Genomic DNA, 22,627 nt, shown 5'->3' with positions numbered 1-22,627 from the left:
GGGCGCTGTCCTAGCTGCTCCCCAACCCTCAACCCGAGGGGCCTAGTAGGGCATGCGGCTTGATTCTAATGTGCCATCATTTAAGGCCGCAATACTTATGCGGTTATGGTCCCTTTGTCAGAAACGCTGCAGCTCATTCCTCATCGAAATAATCGCGATCCAACGTTGGCAGCCGCAGGAGTCGTGATGTAACGCCCACCTCGTGATCCATCATCAGGTGCACCAGCCGCATGCCGTCCACCAACACGATGCCTTCCACCGATTTAGCGAAGTCGATCGCATGAGCGGTGAAGCCAGATGTTGTGATGAAAACTCCGCGTTTGGCTTTTTGTCCCGCGAGCGCACCGTAGAAAGCCTGCAACTCAGGGCGGCCCACTGTGTTATGCCACCGCTTGGCTTGCACGTAAACCTTCTCGAGTCCCAATTTATCGAGCGAGATAATGCCGTCGATGCCGGCATCGCCAGAGCCGCCGACCCGCTGCAAGTCATTGCGGCTGGCGCCGTAACCCAGGCGATGGAGCACATCAAGTACGATGACTTCAAAGCGGTTGGGGCTCACCTGTAACAAGTTATCCAACAAATCGGCAGCAGTTGCGTTACGTAACTCCTGGAGGGCTTGTTCGAGCCGATCATCTGGGCTCGCGGTTGCGGAGGTTATGTCAGGCCCAACAGGCGTTTCGTCATCAAGCGGGGCAGCGTCGGGGGCAACCTTTAGTTTCACATTCATATAGCCGATGGCTAAATGTTCCACATCATCTGACGGCAAGGGAGCTGGATGGTCTTTGGCGTAAGCCATGCCTGTCTCCGTCAGTTTCCAATATCCGCGTTTGGCGCTGCTGGAAAGGCCGGCGCGCTTCAGCCGATCATGCGCCCAGCCCGCTCTATTTTTTATAGGTGGCTTGCCCACTGGCGATTATCTCTTCGCGTTGTTCTACGGTCAGTCCCAGCATCTTGGCTGCCGCTTCATGGGCATCCCGAGCAAGGGCTCCGGCAGGTTTGGTAGCGAGAAAGCGCAGGATGGGTTCGATGAACTGATCGTACGTTGGAACGGACATGGACGCTTCCCTGTGATGGCTACTTTTTTGCGGTCGAGGAGGGAGTATAAGTTACGGATTCTCAGCAACCCATAGCGAGTGAGTCGTGGCGCTATCAAAGCGTAAGCCATTGTGTAGCCCGGGGGACTGGTCCAGCATCGCGTATGAAGACCTAGACGTGCTGGCTTGGGTACGGTCTGAGTGGGTTGTGATTGAAAAATCCAGACATTAAAAAGCCGGCTTATGGCCGGCTTCTCGTTGACTGATTCAGTTCGTTTTTGACAAACCTTACCAGCCTTCAAAACGTACATCCGGCTCTTGCGGCCGGCTGTGGGACTTGGTCAGAAAGTGATCTGCCTTGTCGGTGCGAGGCGTGGGCTCGCAAATGTGGGGCGCAGGATACGCGGGTTTTCTTCGGAATCCCAGTAGTAAGTGGTGTGGAATCATTGGGTTAGCGGAATGCAGGTAAAAAGCATGGGCTGCTGCGCAGCCCAGCGGGAGCAAGCTCCCTCGCCACGGGGGAGCTGTGTTGGTAGGAGCCGCGTGGGTCAATCGAACACCTGCGGTCGTTTTTTCGAGAGGGTGGACCACCAGAAGACCCAGCCGATCACGCGGATGTGCTGGGCTTCGATCTGTTCGGCGCTGAAGACTTCGTCGGGGTAGGCGGCGCTGTTCTGGCTGCGCAGGCGCAGTCGGTTGCCGGGGATGCGGTGCAGGTATTTGATGCGGAGCATGCCGTCGTGTTCGAGGGCGTAGATCTGCCCGTCGACGACTTGGGTCAGGCCGCGGTCGATGGCGACGGTGGAACCGTCTTCGATGCGTTCGGCCATGCTGTCGCCGACCATGGTGATGCAAATGACGTCGTTGGGGTTGATGTCGAGGGATTCGAGGTGGCTGCGGGGCAGACGGATGGACTGGTCGGGGTCTTCGATGATGTGCGTTGTGGTTTCGCCGGGGGCGATGGGTGCTTCCTTGTGGAAGGGCAGCTCAATGTCGAGGGTTTCCGGCACGCTGTAGACGCCCTGGGTTTCCGCGGCGTCGTAGGTAATGCCCGGGCCGAGCCCCAACGGGGTTTGCGGGCCTTCACCGCTGGCGAGCCATTCAGGGCTGACGGTCAGCATGCGGGCAATGTTGTGGATGCGCCCCGGCGGGATGCCGCGGTTGAACCAGTTGTTTACGTGCTGCGACTTCACGCCGTAAAGCCTGGCGAAGTCGACAGATCGGATGTTGGCTTCTTTGAGAAGGGCTCTGAAGCGATCGCCGCTGGATATGATTTTCATAAACGGAAAGTTTAGGGCCGACAGTGTTTTCAGCAATAAACATGTCGTTCCGATTTATAAGATGATCTTTCCGTTTGCGTGAATGGAACTAGGCAAGTTAAACATAAATAAACAATTGCGCGGCCTTGTTAATACTTTCACGTATTAAGCGGCATTAAGGCATAAAAAAACCCCGGTGCATACCGGGGTTCTTTTACTTGCAGTTTCAGCCCTTGTAGGCGGCAACCGACTTGGTGATCGCTTCGCGGGCGGCGTCGGCGCCGGCCCAGCCTTCGATCTTGACCCACTTGCCTTTTTCGAGGTCTTTGTAGTTCTCGAAGAAGTGTTCGATCTGCTGGATCAGCAGGGCTGGCAGGTCGGTGTATTCCTTCACGTCGACATACAGTTGCGACAGTTTGTCGTGTGGTACTGCGATGACTTTGGCATCGCCGCCGCCGTCGTCGGTCATGTTCAGGATGCCGACAGGACGGGCGCGGATGACCGAGCCTGGCGCAACCGGGTAAGGGGTCACGACCAGTACGTCGAGGGGGTCGCCGTCGTCGGCCAGGGTGTTGGGGATGTAACCGTAGTTGGCCGGGTAGAACATCGGGGTGGCCATGAAACGGTCAACGAACAGGCAATCGCTGTCTTTGTCGATTTCGTATTTGATCGGGGCGTGGTTGGCCGGGATTTCGATCGCGACGTAGATGTCGTTCGGCAGGTCTTTGCCAGCCGGAATCTTGCTGTAGCTCATTGGGCGGTGCCCCCGTTAGTTGACCAGATGACTGGTCGGATTGACCAAAAAGTGGCGGCGATTATAGGCATATTCGGCCGCTGTTGCCACGCTACCAGGGTCTTAGGCTTTGTACGAAAAATGCCTGCGCGACGATCATGCTGCGTTGAAAACAGGCTCGGAATGCTCATTGACAACCAGTCAACTCCGCTTCCTCGCCTGTTTTCGCCTTGCCTGATCGCCGCTCGGCGACTTTTCGTACAAACCCTAGAGACCTTAGTATGACGCCTGATAGACCGGATCTTCGGCCTGAAGTTGCCGCAGCCGGGCCAACGGGTCCTGGCGGTAGAACGCCTTGAGCTGTTCGTACACCTTTGGGTAGGCCTGATGCAGCAGGTCCGGGGCGCTGAAGAAGTATTCGCTGGTGACGGCGAAGAACTCCGCCGGGTTTTCCGCCGCGTAGGGATCGATGGCGGTTTCTGCGTCGGGGTTCAGGTCCAGTTGGCGGTTGAGGTCGTCGAAGGCCTCTTGCATGGCTTGCGCCCAGTCGCTGACGCGCATGTCGGCGTGCAGCGGCGGCAGGCCGTTGGCGTCGCCGTTGAGCATGTCGAGTTTGTGCGCCAGTTCGTGGATCACCAGGTTGTAGCCTTCCCAGCCGCCGCTCGCCATCACGCCGTCCCAGGCCAGGATGATCGGGCCCTGGGGCCAGGCTTCGCCGCTGTGTTCGCCGTCCCACTCGTGTTCGATGCCGCTGGCGTCGCGGTAGCGCTGGGGGCTGAGGAAGTCGTCCGGGTAGAGAACGATTTCGTGGAAGCCCTGGTACCAGTTCAACTCGCCGAGGTGCATTAGCGGCAATTGCGCCTGGGCGGCAAGCAACAGGCGTTGTTCCTGGTGCAGTTCGACGCCGGGCAGGGCGGTGAGGTGTTTGTCGTGCAGGAACAGCACGCTGGCGTCACGCAGCCATCGGTCTTCCTCGGCACTGATACCGTCGAGAAAGCTCAGTTGATGGCGCACCCGCTGCCAGGTTTCGTCGGCAACGGGGTGTTTGGCCAGGGTGCGGCGGCGACGCCAGGTGCTGAGAGACCACATGGCCGATCAGCGCGTCTCGGCTTTCGAGCCGCGCTGGCTCATTTTGCTGCGTACCAGGCCGATTATCATCGGCAGCAGCGACAGCAGGATGATGCCCACTACCAGCAGCGACAGGTTCTGCTTGATGAAGGGCACGTTGCCGAAGAAGTAGCCGAGGGTCACCAGGCCACCGACCCAGAGCACAGTGCCGAGGACGCTGAAGCCGAAGAAACGCGGGTAGGGCATTCTGCCGACGCCGGCGACGAAGGGCGCGAAGGTGCGGATGATTGGCAGGAAGCGCGCTAGCGTTACGGTCTTGCCGCCGTGTTTGTCGTAGAAGTCATGGGTCTGTTGCAAGTAGTCGCGGCGGAAGATTTTCGAGTTCGGGTTGCTGAACAGCTTCTCGCCGGCGGTGCGACCAATGAGGTAGTTGGTGCTGTCGCCGAGGATGGCCGCAAGCATCAACAGTGCTCCTAGCAGCAGCGGGTCCATGGCGCCACCGGCTGCCACCGCGCCGGCGATGAACAACAGGGAATCGCCTGGCAGGAACGGCATCACCACCAGGCCGGTTTCACAGAAGATCACCAGAAACAGGATGGCGTAGATCCACGTCCCGTAGTTGGTCACGAGCATGTCGAGGTAGACGTCGAGATGCAGAATGAGGTCGAGGGGGTTGAAATCCATGAATGACACCTTGGTGGCGGCCCGGCTCGGCGGGCTAGTGGGTCTGGCTTGGAGTAAGACTACAGCGTGTGCAGCTTTTTCTTACAAGCCGGGAAGATCGGAATTATACGGGGTGGAGGGTGATGAGCGGGGGGAGTTTGTAGCTGGGGATGTCTGGGGAATGGCTGGGTAAGATGTCGGCCGCTTTTGTGGCGAGGGAGCTTGCTCCCGCTGGACCGCGAAGCGGTCCCAAAGCAGCCTGCTCGGTCGGCCTGATGCATCACATGCTCAGGTTTGGGGCTGCTGCGCAGCCCAGCGGGAGCAAGCTCCCTCGCCACGAGGGGTCTGCAGAGGGATCAAAGCCCTTCGCTGATCGGCAACACGTAGTTCTTGAACTCGGTGTCTTCCTTGAAGCCGATCGATTCGTAGGTTTTCTGCGCCACGTCGTTGTTGCTGCTGGTGGAGACGCGCATGCGCACGGCGTTGGTTTCCTTGGCCATTTTTTTTGCGGTGCGGATCAGGTTGTCGGCGACGAGCTGGCGGCGGGCGTCTTCGGCGACATAGATGTCGTTGAGGATCCAGACGCGCTTGAGCGACAGCGACGAATAGCTTGGGTAGAGCTGGCAGAACCCCAGCAATCGGCTGTCGTCGTCATCCGGCAGGGCCAGGTAGATCACCGATTCCTTGCGGCGCAGGCGTTTTTCGAGGAACGCCCGGGACGAGTCCGGATAGGGCAGCGAGCCATAGAACTCCCGGTATTTGACGAACAATGGGGTCAGCAGGTCCAGGTGTTCCAGCGTCGCTTGGATAATCCGCATGGTAGGTCTCGTCTGCAAGGGTCGACATGGCGTCCGACAACAACGGCGGACTACCGTGCCAAGATGCTGCCTGAAAGCGGATCAAAAACGCAATTGGCCAAACGGATCAGCTTGGGGGCGGCGCCAGTAGGAAATTACCTTTCATATCGGCACCGTTTTCCGCCTCTAGAGTGTGAACCTGGGCTTCGTCCTTCAGATTGACCCCCGAAAGCTGCCGGCGGCAGGCCTCGCGCATCAGGTAGATCAGGCGATGGGCCGCCATGCCGTAGCTCAGGCCTTCGAGGCGGACATTGGAAATGCAGTTGCGATAGGCATCGTTCAGGCCAACCTTGGGGGCGTAGGTGAAATAAAGTCCCAGGCTGTCGGGGGAGCTGAGGCCGGGGCGTTCGCCGATCAGGATCACCGACATCTTGGCGCCGAGCCGTTCGGCCACTTCATCAGCCACGGCCACCCGGCCTTGTTCCACCAAAACGATTGGCGACACAGACCAGCCTTCAGCGGTGATCTGTTCTTCCAGCCGCGCCAGGAACGGCAGCGTATGGCGATGCACCGCCAGCGCCGACAGGCCGTCAGCCACCACGATAGCCAAATCCACGCCGCCCGGATGGGCCGCCGCGTAGTCCTGCAGGATCTGTACGGAAGCATCGTCGAGCCGTCGGCCCAGGTCCGGACGCTGCAGATAGCTGTTTCGATCTGCCGCCGCGCTGTGAAGCAACAGGCTTTCGTGGCCGCGCTCCGTGAGTTGTGCACGGATGCCCTGGTGATCGAACGCCAGGTGCACGGCGTCGCGGGCCTGGGCGTGGGCGAACTGGAAGTCCAGTTGCGCCGAGGTCGGCAGGCTGGTGCCGGTGCGGCCCAGGGCGATGCGTGCCGGGGTCAGGTTGCGCAGATTCAGCCAGGGGTTTTGTGGCTCGACAGGTTTTTTATCCATGGGCAACTCACTCATAAATGCAGCTCATCCCAAATGCGCCAAGGCGTGACGAAACGCCGGCGGCAGGTTGTCACCGAACCGCACCCGACCATCGGCCTGGGTGAAGATGCCCATGTTCGCCAGCCATTGCTCGAATTCCGGCGCCGGTTTCAGGCCCAGTGTCTGGCGGGCGTAGAGGGCGTCGTGGAACGAGGTGGTCTGGTAGTTGAGCATGATGTCGTCGGAGCCGGGGATGCCCATGATGAAGTTGATCCCGGCCACGCCCAGCAGGGTCAGCAGGGTGTCCATGTCGTCCTGGTCGGCTTCGGCGTGGTTGGTGTAGCAGATGTCGCAACCCATCGGCACGCCCAGCAGCTTGCCGCAGAAATGGTCTTCGAGGCCGGCGCGGATGATCTGTTTGCCGTTGTACAGATATTCCGGGCCGATGAAGCCGACCACCGTGTTCACCAGGAACGGGTTGAAATGGCGCGCCACGGCGTAGGCTCGGGTCTCGCAGGTCTGTTGATCGACGCCGTGGTGGGCGTTGGCCGACAGCGCGCTGCCCTGGCCGGTTTCGAAATACATCAGGTTGTTGCCGAGGGTGCCGCGCTTCAGGCTGAGCCCGGCTTCGTAGCCTTCTTTTAACAGGCTCAGGCTGATGCCGAAACTGGCGTTGGCCGCTTCGGTGCCGGCGATGGACTGGAACACCAGATCCAGCGGCACGCCGCGGTTTGCCGCCTCGATGGAGGTGGTGACGTGGGTCAGCACGCAGCCTTGGGTCGGGATGTCGTAGCGCTGGATGATGGCGTCGAGCATTTCCAGCATCGCGCAGATCGAGGCCGTGCTGTCCGTGGCCGGGTTGATGCCGATCATGGCGTCGCCATTGCCGAAGAGCAGGCCGTCGAGGATGCTCGCGGCGATGCCGGCGGGTTCGTCGGTCGGATGGTTCGGTTGCAGGCGAGTGGACAGGCGCCCGCGCAGGCCAAGGGTGCCGCGGAACTTGGTGACCACGCGGATTTTCTGTGCAACCAGTACCAGGTCCTGCACGCGCATGATCTTCGAGACGGCGGCGACCATTTCCGGCGTCAGCCCGGGAGCCAGCACCCGCAGGCTGTGTTCGTCGGCGGCGTCGCTGAGCAGCCAGTCGCGAAAGCCGCCGACCGTGAGGTGGCTGACGGCGGCGAAGGCTTGTTTGTCATGGGTGTCGACGATCAGCCGGGTGACCTCGTCGGCCTCGTAGGGAATCAGCATTTCCTGCAGGAAATGGCTAAGTGGCAAGTCGGCCAAGGCCATTTGCGCGGCCACCCGCTCGCCATCGTTGAGCGCGGCGATCTCGGCCAGGAAGTCCCCGGAACGCGCCGGGCTGGCCTTGGCCATCAGGTCTTTGAGGCTGTCGAAGCGGTAGGTCTGGGCGCCGACCGTGTGTGCAAAGCTGGCCATACAGGTTCTCCGTGACGGCGCCGCTGGGCGGCGCCGTGGTTTTCGGCACGTTACGGCTTAGTGCAGGGCTTCTTCGGCTTTTTGAATGGCCGCGAATTCCTCTTCGGGCGTGCCTGCTACCAAGTGATGCCGACTGTAGAAAGCAAAGTAAGCAATTAACACTCCATAGATGATCGCGGCGCCGATCACCACTCGTGGGTCCACCAGGAAGCCCGCCACTACGGCGATGCAAGCCAATACCAGCGCCACGCCCGAGGTGAAGATGCCGCCCGGCGTGCGGTACGGCCGGTCCATTTTGGGGCGGCGGATGCGCAGGGTGATGTGCGCGGCCATCATCAGCACGTAGGAAATGGTCGCGCCGAACACCGCCACCAGAATCAGCAGGTCGCCCTGGCCAGTCAGGGACAGGCCGAAACCGATGATGCCGGGAATCACCAGCGCCAACACCGGTGCTTTGCTTTTATTGGTTTCCGAGAGTTTGCGCGGCAGGTAGCCGGCGCGGGACAAGGCGAAGATTTGCCGCGAGTAGGCGTAAATGATCGAGAAGAAACTGGCAATCAGACCGGCCAGGCCGACGAGGTTGACGAAGCTGCCCATCCAGGTCGAGCCGCCATAGGCCTTGGCCAGGGCTTCCACCAGTGGGTTGCCCGAGGTCATCAGCGCGTTGGAGCCGGCGCCGCCGGGGCCGATCACCAGGATCAGCAGGGCGAACGCCACCAGCACCAGCATGGCGCCAATCAGGCCGCGCGGAAGGTCGCGCTTGGGGTTCTTGGTTTCTTCTGCGGCGAGTGGCACGCCCTCGACGGCGAGGAAAAACCAGATCGCGTAAGGGATCGCCGCCCAGACGCCGACGTAGCCGAACGGCAGGAACGGGCTGGCGCCCTTGGCCTCGGTGACCGGGATGTCCAGCAGGTTGGCGACGTTGAAGTGCGGCACCATCGCCACCAGGAAAACCCCCAGCGCCAAGGCGGCGACAGCAGTGATGATGAACATCAGCTTGAGGGCTTCGCCGACCCCGAATATGTGGATGGCGATGAAGATGATGTAGAACGCCAGGTAGATCATCCAGCCACCAATCCCGAACAACGATTGGCAATACGCGCCGATGAACACGGCAATCGCCGCCGGGGCGATGGCGTACTCGATCAGGATCGCCGTGCCGGTGAGAAATCCGCCCCAGGGCCCGAATGCGCTGCGGGCAAAGCCGTAGCCGCCGCCTGCGGTGGGGATCATCGAGGACAGCTCGGCGAGGGAAAAACACATGCACAGGTACATCGCGGCCATCAGCAGCGTGGCGAGGAACATTCCGCCCCAGCCGCCCTGGGCCAGGCCGAAGTTCCAGCCGGCGTAGTCGCCGGAGATGACATATGCCACCCCCAGCCCTACGAGCAGGACCCAGCCTGCCGCGCCTTTTTTCAGCTCGCGTTGTTGGAAATATTCGGAGCCGACTTTTTCAAAGTCGACCGAGGACGTTGCCGGTTGCGGGTTTGCATGATCGCTTGGCATAAGGGTTTACCTGTTTTTATTGTTTTTTGGCCCTGTTGGAGCGGGGCTGCTCTTGGAACCGGTGTGTTGCATGCAGCATGGATGCAAGCTGGACCGCCGCCTTCGCGAGCAGGCTCGCTCCCACAGGTTGCGTGTACAAAACAACTTCTGTGGGAGCGAGCCTGCTCGCGAAAGCAATCCAGAGGGCGAAGCAGAAAGCCTGTCTCGCCCTCTCTGGCTTAGAAGAACCCCAACGGATTGATGTCGTAGCTCACCAGCAGATTCTTGGTCTGCTGGTAATGATCGAGCATCATCTTGTGCGTCTCACGCCCCACGCCAGACTTTTTGTAGCCGCCAAACGCGGCATGCGCCGGGTACAGGTGGTAGCAGTTGGTCCAGACGCGACCGGCCTTGATCGCCCGGCCCATGCGGTAGGCGCGGTTGATGTCGCGGGTCCAGAGGCCGGCGCCGAGGCCGAACTCGGTGTCGTTGGCGATCGCCAGGGCTTCGGCTTCATCCTTGAAGGTGGTGATGCTCACCACCGGGCCGAAGATTTCTTCCTGGAACACGCGCATCTTGTTGGTGCCCTTGAGCAGGGTCGGCTGGATGTAATAACCGCTGGCCAGGTTGCCTTCGAGTTTTTCCACCTTGCCGCCGGTCAGCAGCTCGGCGCCTTCGCCCCGGGCGATTTCCAGATAAGACAGGATCTTGTCGAATTGCTGCTCGGACGCCTGGGCGCCGACCATGGTGTCGGTGTCCAGCGGGTCGCCGCGCTTGATCTGCTGGATCTTCTTCATCACCACTTGCATGAATTCGTCGTAGATCGACTCTTGCACCAGCGCCCGGGATGGGCAGGTGCAGACTTCACCCTGGTTGAAGAACGCCAGCACCAGGCCTTCGGCGGCTTTTTCGATGAAGCTCGGCTCGGCCTGCATGATGTCTTCGAAGAAGATGTTCGGCGACTTGCCGCCCAGTTCCACGGTGGACGGGATGATGTTTTCGGCGGCGCATTTCATGATGTGCGAGCCGACCGGTGTCGAGCCGGTGAAGGCGATCTTGGCGATGCGCTTGCTGGTGGCGAGGGCTTCGCCGGCTTCCTTGCCGAAACCTTGCACCACGTTCAGCACGCCCGGCGGCAGCAGGTCGCCGATCAACTCCATCAGCACGCAGATGCCCAGCGGGGTCTGTTCGGCGGGCTTGAGCACCACGCAGTTGCCGGCGGCCAGGGCCGGCGCGAGCTTCCAGGCGGCCATCAGCAGCGGGAAGTTCCACGGGATGATCTGCCCGACCACGCCCAGCGGTTCATGGATGTGATAGGCCACGGTGTTGCCGTCGATCTCGGCGGCGGCGCCTTCCTGGGCCCGCAGGCAACCGGCGAAGTAGCGGAAGTGGTCGGCGGCCAGGGGGATGTCGGCGTTGAGGGTTTCACGCACGGCCTTGCCGTTGTCCCAGGATTCGGTGATCGCCAGGGTTTCGAGGTTCTGTTCGATGCGGTCGGCGATTTTCAGCAGGATCAGCGAACGCGCCTGGACCGACGTGGCGCCCCAGGCGTCAGCGGCCGCGTGGGCAGCGTCGAGGGCTTTGTCGATGTCTTCGGCGGTGGAACGCGGAAATTCTGCAATGGGCTGGCCATTGACCGGGGAAGTGTTGGTGAAGTACTGACCTTTGACAGGCGCGACGAACTCGCCGCCGATGTAGTTACCGTATTTGGCCTTGAACGAAACGATAGCGCCTTCAGTACCGGGGTGAGCGTAACGCATGATGAGTTCTCCTTGGCTTTTGTGCTTATTAGGGAGCCGCGCAAAAAACGCGCTGGTACTCAAGCCTAGAGCAAAGGTCGGGCCATTGCCTTGTGGGGCCCGGAAATCAATACTTTGGGAGGAGCTGGTCGGACAAACGGAGGGGCTGTGTCACGGTTGCGATACGGCGGGTGTGACAGTTTGTGCCATGGTTGAGACGGTCTGTGACCGACAGGTCGCGCCAGCATTGCAAAGGTCGGTGGGCTGGAGGATGCTGGCGTCGAAGCCAAGTCTATGGACGGACCGCTTTTCGTGGCGAGGGAGCTTGCTCCCGCTGGACTGCGAAGCGGTCCCCCCAAAGCCAACTCGGTCAGCCTGATGCACCGCGTGCTCAGGTTTTGGGTCTGCTGCGCAGCCCAGCGGGAGCAAGCTCCCTCGCCACGGGTAAGGTGTCGGCAGGTCCAAAGGGTCCTTCGGGAGAACAATAAGAAATGCACAGCAACCATTTGAGTCGCCATGCCCGGCAAGTCCTCACGGTCACTCAGGGCAAGGCCCATTTGCAGGGGCCTGGCAGCGATCCTTCGATTGCCCGTTCCTGGCTGCGCTGCCTGGAGGACTATCACCTCGACCCGGCGCAGAACCTGGCGCCGACCGTGCTCGAGCATGGCCGGTTGCTGGAAAGCCGCGAGCGCTTGCAGCAGGTTCTGCATATCGCCGGTGCCGAGATGACCAGCCTGCACCAACAATTGTCCGGCGCCGGCCATGCCGTGCTGTTGACCGATGCCCGGGGCGTGATCCTCAATTGCGTCACCGCCCCCAGCGAACGGAAGATTTTCGAACGGGCCGGCCTCTGGCTCGGCGCCGATTGGAGCGAAGCCTGTGAAGGCACCAACGGCATCGGTACCTGCCTGGTGGAACGCCAGGCCCTGACCATCCACCAGGAAGAACATTTTCGCGGCCGCCACACCGGCCTGACCTGCTCGGCGAGCCCGGTGTTCGACCCTCATGGCGAGCTGCTGGCGGTGCTCGACGTGTCTTCGGCGCGGCCGGACGTATCGCGCCAGAGCCAGTTCCACACCATGGCCCTGGTCAATCTCTCGGCGAAGATGATCGAGAGCTGTTATTTCCTTCGTTGTTTCGACAATCAATGGCTGCTGCGCTTTCATCTGCAGGCCGAGTCCGTGGGGTTGTTCAGCGAAGGGCTTTTGGCGTTCGACGGCGAAGGACGCATCTGTGCAGTCAACCAGAGCGCGCTGAACCTGCTTGGGCACCTTCGCGGTGGCTTGCTCGGCCAGCGGGTCGAGGACTTCTTCGACTGTTCGCTGGATGAGTTGCTGGGCCGGGCCAGCGCCCAGGCCAGTGCCAGTTGGCCGCTGCGCACCCGTGACGGTCGGCACTTGTTCGCGGTCCTGCGTGGGCAAGCTCGTAGCGTGCCGGCTGCGGTCGCGCCTGCGCTCAAGGCTGTCGAGCCCGCCCGTCTGCCGGGCATCTGCCTGGGGGACGCGGCGTTGCAGGAACATTTTCGCAAGGCTTTGCGGGTGTTCGAGCGCGATGTGCCCCTGCTGATCCAGGGCGAAACCGGTTCCGGCAAGGAGGCGTTTGCCAAGGCCGTGCACCACGCCAGCCAGCGCGCCGGGAAAAACTTTGTCGCGCTCAATTGCGCCGCGATTCCGGAAAGTCTGATCGAGAGCGAGTTGTTCGGTTATCGCGGCGGCAGCTTCACCGGCGCGCGCAAGGAAGGCATGCGCGGCAAGCTGCAACAGGCCGACGGCGGCACGCTGTTTCTCGATGAGATCGGCGATATGCCCCTGGCCTTGCAGACCCGCTTGCTACGGGTGCTGGAGGATCGTCAGGTAGTACCCATCGGCGGCGAACCCGAGGCGGTGAACGTGCGCATCATCAGTGCGACTCACCGGCAATTACTCGACCGCGTGGCCGACGGCAGTTTTCGCGAGGATTTGTATTACCGCCTCAACGGCCTGGAAATCCCGCTTCCGGCATTGCGCGAGCGCAGCGACAAATCCCAGTTGCTGGATTTCCTTCTGGCCGAGGAGAGCGGTGCCGAGACGGTGTCCATCGATGAACCGGCGCGCCAGGCGCTGCTGGCGTTCGACTGGCCGGGCAACGTGCGGCAGTTGCGCAATGTGCTGCGGACTCTTGCGGCGTTGTGCGACGGCGGGCGGATTGGGCTGGAGGATCTGCCGGCGATGATTCGCCAACGCCCGGTTGCGGTGGTCGAAACCCCGACCGAGCATCCGTTGGAAGATGCCGAGCGCCTGGCGTTGCTCGATGCGCTGGAACGTCAGCGTTGGCACATGACCCACACCGCCGAACAGCTGGGGATTAGCCGCAATACCCTCTACCGCAAGCTGCGCAAGCACGCCATCGCCCGATAAACCACTGACTGCCTTTGTGGCGAGGGAGCTTGCTCCCGCTCGGCTGCGCAGCAGTCGCCTTTGGTTTCAGAGTGAAGGAAGCTTGGGGGCTGCTTTGGGCAGCCCAGCGGGAGCAAGCTCCCTCGCCACAAAAACCTGTGCTCCAGCAGGAGTCTGCGGTGTTCTGGCGCGGATAAGTTCGAACACAAGGTGCGATTTCCCCCTCCCTACGCTAACCTGCGGCCATGTTTTACGAGGTCGACTATGCACATCCATATTCTCGGTATTTGCGGCACTTTCATGGGTTCGATGGCGGTCCTGGCCAAGGAACTGGGCCATCATGTGACCGGTTCCGACGCCAACGTCTACCCGCCGATGAGCACACAGCTGGAGGCTCAGGGCATTGAGCTGACCCAAGGTTACGACCCGGCGCAACTGGACCCGGCGCCGGACCTGGTGGTCATCGGCAACGCCATGTCCCGTGGCAACCCGGCGGTGGAATACGTGCTCAACAAAGGCTTGCCGTACGTGTCGGGGCCGCAGTGGCTGGCCGATCATGTGTTGCAGGGCCGTTGGGTCCTGGCCGTCGCCGGTACTCACGGCAAGACCACCACCAGCAGCATGCTCGCCTGGGTGCTGGAACATGCGGGCATGAGCCCGGGTTTCCTGATCGGTGGCGTGCCGCAGAACTTTTCGGTGTCGGCGCGCCTCGGTGGCACGCCATTCTTCGTGATCGAGGCCGATGAATACGACAGCGCGTTCTTCGATAAACGCTCGAAATTCGTCCACTACCGTCCGCGCACGGCGATCCTCAACAATCTTGAGTTCGACCACGCTGACATCTTCCCCGATCTGCCGGCTATCGAGCGCCAATTCCACCATTTGGTGCGGACCATCCCAAGTGAAGGCCTGGTCATCCACCCGACCACCGAGCCGGCCTTGCAGCGGGTCATTGAAATGGGCTGCTGGACCCCGGTGCAGACCACCGGGGCGGGCGGTCAGTGGCAGGTCAAGCTGCTCAAGGATGACGGTTCGGCGTTTGAAGTCATGTTCGAAGGTCAGTCCCAAGGCGTGGTCGAATGGGACATGACCGGCCAGCACAACGTCGCCAACGCCTTGGCGACGCTGGCGGCGGCCCGGCACGTCGGGGTGGTCCCGTCCATGGGCATCGCCGCGTTGAGCGCGTTCAAGAGTGTGAAACGGCGGATGGAGAAAGTCGCCGAGGTGAACGGCATCACCATTTATGACGACTTCGCCCACCATCCGACCGCTATTGCCACCACCCTCGACGGTCTGCGCAAGCGCATCGGCGATGCGCCGCTGATTGCGATCATCGAGCCGCGCTCCAATTCCATGAAACTCGGCGCTCACCGCGACGGCCTGCCGGAAAGCGTGGTCGATGCCGACCAGGTGATCTGGTACGCGCCGGCCAACCTCGGCTGGGACCTCGGCGCCACGGCTGCGCTGTGCACGGTGCCGTCGATTGTCAGCGATTCTCTGGAGGGCATCATCGAGCGCGTGAAGAGCCAGGCCCAGCCCGGCACCCATGTGGTGATCATGAGCAATGGCGGCTTCGGCGGCCTGCACGGCAAACTCGCCGAGGCACTGAAATGAATACTCGCTTGGAGAGCAACGGCCCCGAACGCATCACGCTGGCAATGACCGGCGCTTCCGGCGCCCAGTACGGCTTGCGCCTGCTCGATTGCCTGGTGCGTGAGGATCGCGAGGTGCACTTCCTCATCTCCAAGGCCGCGCAGTTGGTGATGGCCACCGAGACTGACGTGACGTTGCCACCCAAGACGCAGATGATGCAGGCCTTTCTCACCGAGTACACCGGTGCGGCGGCAGGGCAGATTCGTGTGTATGGCAAGGAAGACTGGATGTCACCGGTGGCTTCGGGCTCCGGCGCGCCGGCGGCGATGGTCGTGGTGCCGTGTTCCACCGGTACGCTGTCGGCGATCGCCACCGGGGCCTGCAACAACCTGATCGAGCGGGCGGCGGACGTCACGCTCAAGGAACGCCGCCAGTTGATCCTGGTGCCGCGGGAAGCGCCGTATTCGAGCATTCACCTGGAGCACATGCTCAAGCTGTCGAACATGGGCGTGACCATCCTGCCGGCCTCGCCGGGCTTCTACCATCAGCCGCAGACCATCGACGACCTGATCGATTTTGTGGTCGCGCGGATCCTCAACTTGCTGAACCTCCCGCAAGACATGCTGCCACGTTGGGGCGAGCATCATCCGGGCAGCGATGAATAAGCTGCTGGCGGTGTTGCTGGTGTTGCAACTGACCGGCTGCGCCACTGCCCGCACCCTCGACGCCGCCAAGCCGGGAGCGCCGGTGGTGTATGCGGGTACGCGGCTGGACATGTACGCGCTCAACGGCGGTTGCTGCGCCAAGGACCGTTTTGGCGCCGAGGCGCCGAGCTATCCGGGTCTCGATCTGCCGGGGAGTGCGCTGCTGGATACGTTGTTGTTGCCGTTGTCGTTGCTGACAGTGATTGGCGTGGGGTTTCAAGCGACCGGTGGGATGTAATAGAAGCCACGATGAGTACCTGGCTTTGGATCGGTGCTGCGCCCTTCGCGAGCAGGCTCGCTCCCACAGGGCCTCGTTGAATGCGATCCTTGTGGGAGCGAGCCTGCTCGCGAAGGCGCCCGGCCAGGCACCACATGATCATTTGCCCAGCTTGCGCAACTCATCCGACTCCACTACCCGCACCCCATCCTGCTCCTCCAGCGCAAGTCGCCACATGGCCCGGGCCAGTTGGCAGGCTTCGATGCCGTGGTATTTGCCGGGGATCAGCTTGGACAACGGGCCGGCCAGTTGCTCGGCCAAGCGTGGTTCAACCCGGTCGCCCAACAGCAACGAAGGTCGGCAGATGGTCAGTTGCGGCCAATGCTGCGCGCGGAGCGCAGCTTCCATTTCACCCTTGACCCGGTTGTAGAAAATCGAAGATTTCGGGTCGGCCCCGAGGGCGCTGATCACCACCAGGTGCCGTGCGCCCAGTTCACGCGCGCGGTTGGCGAAGGCCACCACCAGGTCCAGGTCGACCGCGCGAAAGGCCGATTCGGAGCCGGCTTTCTTGATGGTCGTGCCGAGGCAGCAGAAGGCGATGTCGACCTGGCCGCCAAGCCGTGGCAGCAGTTCGGCCGGTTCCCCAACCGGGTTTTCCAGGTGCGGGTGTTCGGCCAATGGCCGGCGGGAAGGCGCCAGTACCCGCGTGATGGTCGGCTCGTTCAGCAGCCGGTCCAGTAGATGTTCCCCGGTCAATCCGGTCGCGCCGGCGAGCAAAACATGCTGAGGCGTCAAGTACATAGTGTTTCCCCCTTGATACGGTTCAGCTTAGTTGCTCTTTTTAGCCTCGTCGTTCAACGCAGCACTTTGTAATGCTTTTCGCGCCTGTTGCTTGCGCAACAGCTGCCAGTGAGAAAGCACGGTCCGGGGCGCCCACATCTGTGGTTCGGACGCTTCGAAATTGTCCGCCTGCTCCCGTTCGGCAACGATGCCCTTGGCCCGCTTGAAAGCTTGTTCCAGATCGTCGGTCTGGTTCAGCGCCTGGGCGAACAAGGCATCGCCGAAGTAGGTGAAGTTGGCCTCCTCGGAGCAGCCGAAAGACACCCGGTCGGCCCGGGAGGCGGTCATGATCAGGGTCCGTTCGTCCTTGAGCGCGGGGATGAAACCGCCGGAATAACAGGCCGAGATCACGATGATCTTGTCGCGATTCTTCAGCGGCGCCAGCACTGCGGCCAATTCGTCAGCCGGCAGGTCGGCCAGCTCCATGCGCGGCTGGTCGAGTACCAGTTCATGTTCGCTGCTGCCGTGGCTGGTCAGGTAGATGAACACCAGGTCTTCCGGACCGCTGCGTTCGGCCAGCGTGGCGGCGGCACGGCGCAGGTTTTCGCGAGTGGCCATGGGCCGGTCGCCGAGGTGATCGCGATGGTTCACCAGGCGAATCTGGCCGAATGCGCCAAAACGGCTGGCGAGCATGTTGGCGACATAGTCGGACTCACGCAGGAACACGCTTTGCTTGCCATCGCCGCCCAGGGTCAGGCTGTACAGTTCCACCGCCGACGTCGAGGCCGGGATGTTGGCGAGGGCCTCGTCAAGCAGGCGACCCTGGGCCAGCAGGCCGAGTTCGAGCACATCGGGCAACAGCCTGCCGTCGGCGTCACGTATTCGTTGGCCGTTGGCCCAGGTGCCGCTCTGCACGGTGCCGTCGGTCAGCACCAGCGTGCCGCGCCCGTGGTAGCTGTCGCCTTCGAACTGGCCGATGTAGAAGCTGCCGTCGGGCAGGTTCAGGCGACCTTCGCCGGTGAAGCGCCAGTCATTGAAGCGCCCGCGGTAGTGGCTGCCATCGGCGCCGATCAGTTCACCCTTGCCGGTCAGCGCACCGTCCTTGAACTGGCCGATCCAGACATCGCCATCGGCGTTTTCGTAGCGACCGCGGCCGTTGAGCTGGTTATTCCTGAAGCCGCCGATGTAGACGTCGCCTTCGGCGCTGTTGAACGTGCCCTTGCCCTGGAGCTGGCCGTCGACGAAATGGCCGGTGAACTGGTTGCCGCTGGCGTCGAAGCGCTGGCCTTCGCCGTTGGGCTTGCCGTTGACGAACGGGCCTTGGTACTGGCTGCCGTCGTCGAGTTCCAGGCGGCCGAGACCGGAGTAGCGGTCGGCCTTGAACTCGCCCCGGTAGGTCACGCCGTTTTCCTTGAGCGTGCCTTCACCGTCCCGCCGGCCCAACTTGAAACCGCCGGTGTAGCTGCTGGTCGGTGTGGTCAGGCTGCCCTGGCCGTGGAACAGGCCATGCTGGAACTGGCCGCGATAGACCTCGCCATTGCTGCCATGCCATTCCCCGGTGCCGTGCCACTGGCCCTTGTCGAACTGCCCGGCGTACCAGCTGCCGTTGGGATAGTCGATGCGTCCCTGGCCCTGCAACAGCCCGTCTACCAGATCGCCGCGATAGCGTCCGCCGTCGGGCAGGCGTGCGTCTGGGGGCAGCGGTGATTCGCCGTTTCCGCAGGCGGTGAGCAGGAGGGTCAGGGTCAGGGGTACAAGTGCGCGCATAACGGGATCCAGATAATCAGGCGACGAGTATGCCGCAGCTATGCGCGTTGAAGCGATGCGAAACTGCATGAGCGGTTTCGCGACCGCAAGGGCCTATACGAAGCAGAGTGACAGCGGCTCGGCGATATAGGCCGGTTTTTCCGAGCCTTCGATTTCCAGGGTGGCGGTGGCCTTGAGCAGCCATTGGCCAGGTTTCTTCTCGGTAACGTCCACCAGGTCGACCTTGAGCCGGACTTTGGAACCGACTTTCACTGGCTGGATGAAGCGCACGCTGTCCAGCCCGTAGTTGATCACCATCTTCACCCCCTCAGGAAGGAGCAGGATGTCTTCCATCAGTTTGGGCATCAGCGACAGCGACAGGAACCCGTGGGCGATCGTGCTGCCGAACGGGGTCTGCGCGGCCTTGACCGGATCGATGTGGATGAACTGGAAGTCGCCGGTGGCTTCGGCGAACAGGTTGATACGCTCCTGGTCGATGGTCAGCCAGTCGGAGTATCCAAGTTCCTTGCCGACATAATCCTTGAGCTCTGCAACGGGAACGTAGGGCATTGAGACTCTCCTGGGTCATCTGTTCTATTTTTTCTGGAACGGGGATCTGTGTCCCCGCAAACCACTGTAGATCAACATGACCGGCGGGGCAGGTCATCGACCATGCTTTTTACGAATGCCGACCCATAGCGCGGGCGTGTTTATAATGGGCGCGCATGCTTGAACACGTGTTACAGGGGAGAGAACGGATGTTGCTACGGGGCCTGACCTGGCTGGTGCTGTTCCAATTGCTGGGCACCGCCATCAATCATTTGTTCCTGCCGATCCTGCCGGGGCCGATCATCGGGCTGCTGCTGTTGCTGGGCTATCTGATCGTCCGTGGCGAAGTCAGCGAGCCGTTGAACCTTGCCGCCGGCAGCCTGCTGCGTTATCTGCCGTTGCTGCTGGTGCCGCCGGCGGTGGGCGTGATGGTCTATGCCCGGGCGATCGCTGCCGACTTCTGGGCCATCGTTGGCGCGCTGGTGTTGTCGCTGGTGCTCTCCGTGGCGCTGACGGGCGTGCTGATGCAACGTTTGGCCCGGCGTCATATCGTCGAGCCGGAGGATGCCCGATGATGTTCGATTGGCAGGGGGCCTGGACGTCGGTGATTCACCATCCACTGTTCGGCATCGGCATTACCCTGGGCGCCTACCAGTTGGTGCTGGCGGCGTACGAAAAGACCCGTTGGGTGTTCCTGCAGCCGGTATTGATGTCGATGGTGCTGTTGATTGTCGTGCTGGTCGGCTGCGGCATCAGCTACGCGGAGTACCGCAAAAGCACCGAGATTCTCAGCATTTTGCTGGGCCCCGCGACCGTGGCGCTGGCGGTGCCGTTGTACCTGAACCTGCGCCGGATCCGCCAATTGTTCTGGCCGATTTTTACTACGCTGGTGATAGGCGGGGTGTTTGCCACCGGCTCTGCGGTGGTGCTGGGCTGGGCTTTTGGCGCCGAACACATGATTCTGATGACCATGGCGCCCAAGTCGGTCACTTCGCCGATCGCCATGTTGGTGGCCGAGCAGATCGGTGGCGTGGCGGCGATGGCGGCGGTGTTCGTGCTGATCACCGGGGTGCTTGGCGCGATCCTCGGCCCGAGCATTCTGACCCGGCTCGGTGTCCATAGCCCTGAGGCCCGGGGCATCGCCCTGGGGCTGACTGCCCATGCGGTGGGTACGTCGGTGGCCTTGCAGGAAAGCGAGGAGTCCGGTGCCTTCGCGGCGCTGGCGATGAGTCTGATGGGCGTGGCCACGGCGGTGCTGCTGCCGCTGGTGGTGTCGATGACGGTCTAAGGAACAGGTTATGAGCTTGCCGCTTTTCCCATTGAACACCGTGCTGTTTCCCGGTTGCATCCTTGACCTGCAGATATTCGAGGCGCGTTACCTCGATATGATCGGGCGCTGCATGAAAAAAGGCGAAGGCTTCGGGGTGGTCTGCATCCTTGACGGCGAAGAGGTCGGTATCGCGCCCGACGGTTATGCCCGGGTGGGCTGCGAGGCGCTGATTACCGACTTCTCCCAGCAGGACAACGGCCTGCTGGGCATTCGTGTGCAGGGCGGCCGGCGCTTCATCGTGCATGCCAGCAGTGTCCAGCCGGATCAACTGACTGTCGCTGAAATCGATTGGCTGGAAGACGAGCCGGAGCAACCGCTGCAGGACGAGGATGCCGACCTGGTGGCGCTGCTCAGGGCCCTGGCGGAACACCCGATGGTCGAGGCGCTGAACATGGGCACCGAGGCTACCGGTCAGCAGTCACTGGCCAATCAACTGGCCTATCTGCTGCCATTCAATGAACTGGACAAGATCGACCTGCTGCAGCTCGACGACCCGCAGCAGCGCCTGGATGCGATCCAGGCCTTGCTGGATGAGTTGCAGGGTGAGCTGTTTGCCTAAGATGCTGATACCGTCAGATCAATGCGGGCCTTTGTGGGAGCGAGCCTGCTCGCGAAGGCGGTGGATCAGTTGGCAGATGTGCTGGATGACCTCCGCTTTCGCGAGCAGGCTCGCTCCCACAGGGGGGGCGGCGCCTGCGCTTTAGTAGGCATACCGCAACATCGCATGCGGCAGGTGCCGCAGGGCGAAGAAGCTGAACGCCGCCGCCAGCGCCGGCAGGACCAGCCACCAGACTTTCGGCGACATGGCGCGCAACGGTTCCTGGCGCTGGCTCAGCCACAGGACAGTGGCGCAGACCGTGGCGGCGAGCACGGCACCGGCGACAATGTCGCTCGGCCAGTGGGCGCCGAGGTACACCCGCGACAACGCAATCGCCAGCGCCGGCAACGAGCCGAGCAGTAGCCAGGTCAGGCGCAGGCGCGGTGGTTGGCCGCGACCGGCCAGTATCGCCAGGCTCAGGAACAGGGCGAAAGCGCCGGAGGCGTGGCCGCTGGGCATGCTGTAGCTGGTCAAGGGTTCGCTGAGGATCTCAGGGCGCACGCGGGCGAAAAACAGTTTCAATCCAGTGTTGGCCAGGGCCGTGAGCAGCATCGTGCCGCCGGCAAAGATTGCCTGCCGCCATTGTCGTGCAAACAGCAGCAACACGGTCACCAGGCTGCAGACGATCAACATGTAGCGGAATTCACCGATCAGCGTGAACGTCACGGCGATCTCGTCCAGGGTCGCGCTGCGATGCTCCTGCACCAGGGCGATCAGGCCCTGGTCGAAGGCTGTGAGGTAACGAAAGCCGACAAACAGGCTGATCAGGATCGCCAGACCGACACTTGCGATGATCGCTGAGGCATGGCGATGACGACGCAGGCTGCTGTTGACACTCAGCCCGAGCATCACGGCGATGCTGCCGATGACCACGCCGGCCTGCGGCCAGAAACCTTCGGGCAACGGCAGGCGGAACGCTGCGCCGGTGGCCCAGCCCGGCAGCAGGTAGGCCACGGTCCAGCCCGCCGCGGCGAGCACGCTGACGGCGGCGAAGCGTGGGAACGGCATGTCGCACATCCCGGCTACCATCGGCAGCATCGGCCTCAACGGCCCGATAAACCGCCCCACCAGCAGGCTGGCGATGCCATAGCGCTGGAAGTAGCTCTCGGCCGCGCTCATCCATTCCGGATGTTGCCGCAGCCCCGGCAGGCGCCGGATGTTCTGGTGGAAATGCCGGCCGAGGAAATAGGACACCAGATCTCCCAGCAGTCCCCCCAAAAGGCCCAGCAACAACGTCTCGCCCAGGGACAAAGCGCCGCTGCCGGCCAGCACCGCGATCGCAAATAGCAAAACAGTGCCCGGCACGATCAACCCGGCGATGGCCAGGCATTCAATACAAGCAACGACAAACACCGCCACCGCCAGCCATTGCGGGTTGACGGTCAGCCAGCCGGTAATGCTATCGAGCCAAGGGCCCATAAGGACAACTCCATTTATTGTTCAAACCGCATGTTTTTACCGTGGGAGCGAGCCAGCTCGCTCCCACAAGGTAATTCCGGGTGTAGCCAAAATCCGCGTCCACCGAAGATCCAGTGTGGGAGCGAGCCTGCTCGCGAAAGCGGTGTATCAGTCAACATCAATGGTGA

At 62.0% G+C, this 22,627-nt stretch carries 22 protein-coding genes and 1 pseudogene; 7 read left to right on the top strand and 16 right to left on the bottom strand.

From position 1 onward, the window contains the following. Window positions 1–133: 133 nt before the first annotated feature. The 12 genes and pseudogenes from J3P97_RS23960 to exaC form a co-directional block, all read right to left on the bottom strand. A complete protein-coding gene (locus J3P97_RS23960) occupies window positions 134–796 on the bottom strand; it encodes a restriction endonuclease (protein ID WP_434674585.1) in 663 nt (220 codons plus the stop codon). Window positions 797–841: 45 nt separating this feature from the next. After that, window positions 842–907, bottom strand: a pseudogene (locus J3P97_RS23955) (hypothetical protein); the annotation flags it as partial. After that, complete coding sequence (locus J3P97_RS23950; RefSeq protein WP_434672897.1) at window positions 882–1,055, bottom strand: hypothetical protein; 174 nt, start codon at window positions 1,053–1,055, stop codon at window positions 882–884. The gene J3P97_RS23950 and the pseudogene J3P97_RS23955, both read right to left, overlap by 26 nt. A gap of 527 nt (window positions 1,056–1,582) precedes the next feature. Further along, entirely contained in the window at window positions 1,583–2,314 is a 732-nt protein-coding gene (locus J3P97_RS23945; protein WP_434601930.1) for a LexA family transcriptional regulator, read from the bottom strand. A 205-nt stretch (window positions 2,315–2,519) separates the two neighbouring features. Beyond that, the gene (gene ppa, locus J3P97_RS23940; RefSeq protein ID WP_024780093.1) at window positions 2,520–3,047 is read right to left on the bottom strand and encodes an inorganic diphosphatase; all 528 of its coding nucleotides are present in this window, start codon (window positions 3,045–3,047) and stop codon (window positions 2,520–2,522) included. 255 nt (window positions 3,048–3,302) lie between these two features. Then, complete coding sequence (locus tag J3P97_RS23935) at window positions 3,303–4,115, bottom strand: zinc-dependent peptidase (protein WP_434571575.1); 813 nt, start codon at window positions 4,113–4,115, stop codon at window positions 3,303–3,305. A gap of 6 nt (window positions 4,116–4,121) precedes the next feature. Further along, complete coding sequence (locus tag J3P97_RS23930; RefSeq protein WP_434672896.1) at window positions 4,122–4,778, bottom strand: DedA family protein; 657 nt, start codon at window positions 4,776–4,778, stop codon at window positions 4,122–4,124. A 335-nt stretch (window positions 4,779–5,113) separates the two neighbouring features. Continuing rightward, window positions 5,114–5,575, bottom strand: a complete 462-nt coding sequence (locus J3P97_RS23925; protein ID WP_186641436.1) for a GNAT family N-acetyltransferase — start codon at window positions 5,573–5,575, stop codon at window positions 5,114–5,116. Between the two features lie 106 nt (window positions 5,576–5,681). After that, complete coding sequence (eutC, locus tag J3P97_RS23920; protein ID WP_434574086.1) at window positions 5,682–6,506, bottom strand: ethanolamine ammonia-lyase subunit EutC; 825 nt, start codon at window positions 6,504–6,506, stop codon at window positions 5,682–5,684. 24 nt (window positions 6,507–6,530) lie between these two features. Further along, complete coding sequence (locus J3P97_RS23915; protein WP_434672895.1) at window positions 6,531–7,925, bottom strand: ethanolamine ammonia-lyase subunit EutB; 1,395 nt, start codon at window positions 7,923–7,925, stop codon at window positions 6,531–6,533. Window positions 7,926–7,982: 57 nt separating this feature from the next. Beyond that, window positions 7,983–9,431 carry an ethanolamine permease gene (gene eat / locus J3P97_RS23910; RefSeq protein WP_434601928.1) on the bottom strand — a complete coding sequence of 483 codons (1,449 nt, stop codon included), beginning with the start codon at window positions 9,429–9,431 and terminating at the stop codon, window positions 7,983–7,985. Between the two features lie 218 nt (window positions 9,432–9,649). Then, window positions 9,650–11,170 (bottom strand): acetaldehyde dehydrogenase ExaC, encoded by a 1,521-nt coding sequence (exaC, locus tag J3P97_RS23905; RefSeq protein WP_305498559.1) that lies wholly within the window; start codon window positions 11,168–11,170, stop codon window positions 9,650–9,652. 470 nt (window positions 11,171–11,640) lie between these two features. On the opposite strand from exaC, the gene J3P97_RS23900 reads away from it, so the two are divergent. The 4 genes from J3P97_RS23900 to J3P97_RS23885 all read left to right on the top strand — a co-directional run bounded on the left by J3P97_RS23900 (window position 11,641) and on the right by J3P97_RS23885 (window position 16,059). After that, window positions 11,641–13,545, top strand: a complete 1,905-nt coding sequence (locus tag J3P97_RS23900; RefSeq protein ID WP_434672894.1) for a sigma-54-dependent Fis family transcriptional regulator — start codon at window positions 11,641–11,643, stop codon at window positions 13,543–13,545. A 243-nt stretch (window positions 13,546–13,788) separates the two neighbouring features. Beyond that, window positions 13,789–15,138, top strand: a complete 1,350-nt coding sequence (gene mpl / locus J3P97_RS23895; RefSeq protein WP_434601926.1) for a UDP-N-acetylmuramate:L-alanyl-gamma-D-glutamyl-meso-diaminopimelate ligase — start codon at window positions 13,789–13,791, stop codon at window positions 15,136–15,138. Further along, entirely contained in the window at window positions 15,135–15,782 is a 648-nt protein-coding gene (gene ubiX / locus J3P97_RS23890; RefSeq protein WP_305498563.1) for a flavin prenyltransferase UbiX, read from the top strand. Before mpl ends, ubiX begins: the two co-directional genes overlap by 4 nt. Further along, window positions 15,775–16,059 carry a YceK/YidQ family lipoprotein gene (locus J3P97_RS23885; RefSeq protein ID WP_434571586.1) on the top strand — a complete coding sequence of 95 codons (285 nt, stop codon included), beginning with the start codon at window positions 15,775–15,777 and terminating at the stop codon, window positions 16,057–16,059. Before ubiX ends, J3P97_RS23885 begins: the two co-directional genes overlap by 8 nt. Window positions 16,060–16,197: 138 nt before the next feature. Here J3P97_RS23885 and J3P97_RS23880 read toward each other — a convergent pair whose 3' ends face one another. From J3P97_RS23880 to J3P97_RS23870, 3 genes are all read right to left on the bottom strand, one after another. Further along, complete coding sequence (locus tag J3P97_RS23880; RefSeq protein ID WP_434601925.1) at window positions 16,198–16,839, bottom strand: oxidoreductase; 642 nt, start codon at window positions 16,837–16,839, stop codon at window positions 16,198–16,200. 27 nt (window positions 16,840–16,866) lie between these two features. Further along, window positions 16,867–18,585 (bottom strand): C13 family peptidase, encoded by a 1,719-nt coding sequence (locus J3P97_RS23875; RefSeq protein ID WP_434672893.1) that lies wholly within the window; start codon window positions 18,583–18,585, stop codon window positions 16,867–16,869. Between the two features lie 93 nt (window positions 18,586–18,678). Next, the gene (locus tag J3P97_RS23870) at window positions 18,679–19,134 is read right to left on the bottom strand and encodes a MaoC family dehydratase (RefSeq protein WP_434672892.1); all 456 of its coding nucleotides are present in this window, start codon (window positions 19,132–19,134) and stop codon (window positions 18,679–18,681) included. Window positions 19,135–19,322: 188 nt separating this feature from the next. On the opposite strand from J3P97_RS23870, the gene J3P97_RS23865 reads away from it, so the two are divergent. Genes J3P97_RS23865 through J3P97_RS23855 form a run of 3 tightly spaced genes read left to right on the top strand, consistent with a single transcriptional unit; the run spans window position 19,323 to window position 21,002 of the window. Continuing rightward, complete coding sequence (locus tag J3P97_RS23865; RefSeq protein WP_434672891.1) at window positions 19,323–19,688, top strand: CidA/LrgA family protein; 366 nt, start codon at window positions 19,323–19,325, stop codon at window positions 19,686–19,688. Beyond that, window positions 19,685–20,401, top strand: a complete 717-nt coding sequence (locus J3P97_RS23860; RefSeq protein WP_305498569.1) for an LrgB family protein — start codon at window positions 19,685–19,687, stop codon at window positions 20,399–20,401. Before J3P97_RS23865 ends, J3P97_RS23860 begins: the two co-directional genes overlap by 4 nt. A gap of 10 nt (window positions 20,402–20,411) precedes the next feature. Continuing rightward, complete coding sequence (locus tag J3P97_RS23855; RefSeq protein WP_434672890.1) at window positions 20,412–21,002, top strand: LON peptidase substrate-binding domain-containing protein; 591 nt, start codon at window positions 20,412–20,414, stop codon at window positions 21,000–21,002. Window positions 21,003–21,143: 141 nt separating this feature from the next. Here the strand turns inward: J3P97_RS23855 and J3P97_RS23850 are convergent, their stop codons facing one another. Then, window positions 21,144–22,460, bottom strand: a complete 1,317-nt coding sequence (locus J3P97_RS23850) for a bifunctional DedA family/phosphatase PAP2 family protein (RefSeq protein WP_434672889.1) — start codon at window positions 22,458–22,460, stop codon at window positions 21,144–21,146. Window positions 22,461–22,627 lie beyond the last annotated feature (167 nt).

Origin of the sequence: Pseudomonas sp. R1-15 (assembly GCF_051132085.1) — a bacterium.
GTDB lineage: Bacteria > Pseudomonadota > Gammaproteobacteria > Pseudomonadales > Pseudomonadaceae > Aquipseudomonas.
The sequence above is the reverse complement of the archived record's forward strand: the minus strand, read 5'-3'. Positions and strand labels throughout refer to the sequence as shown.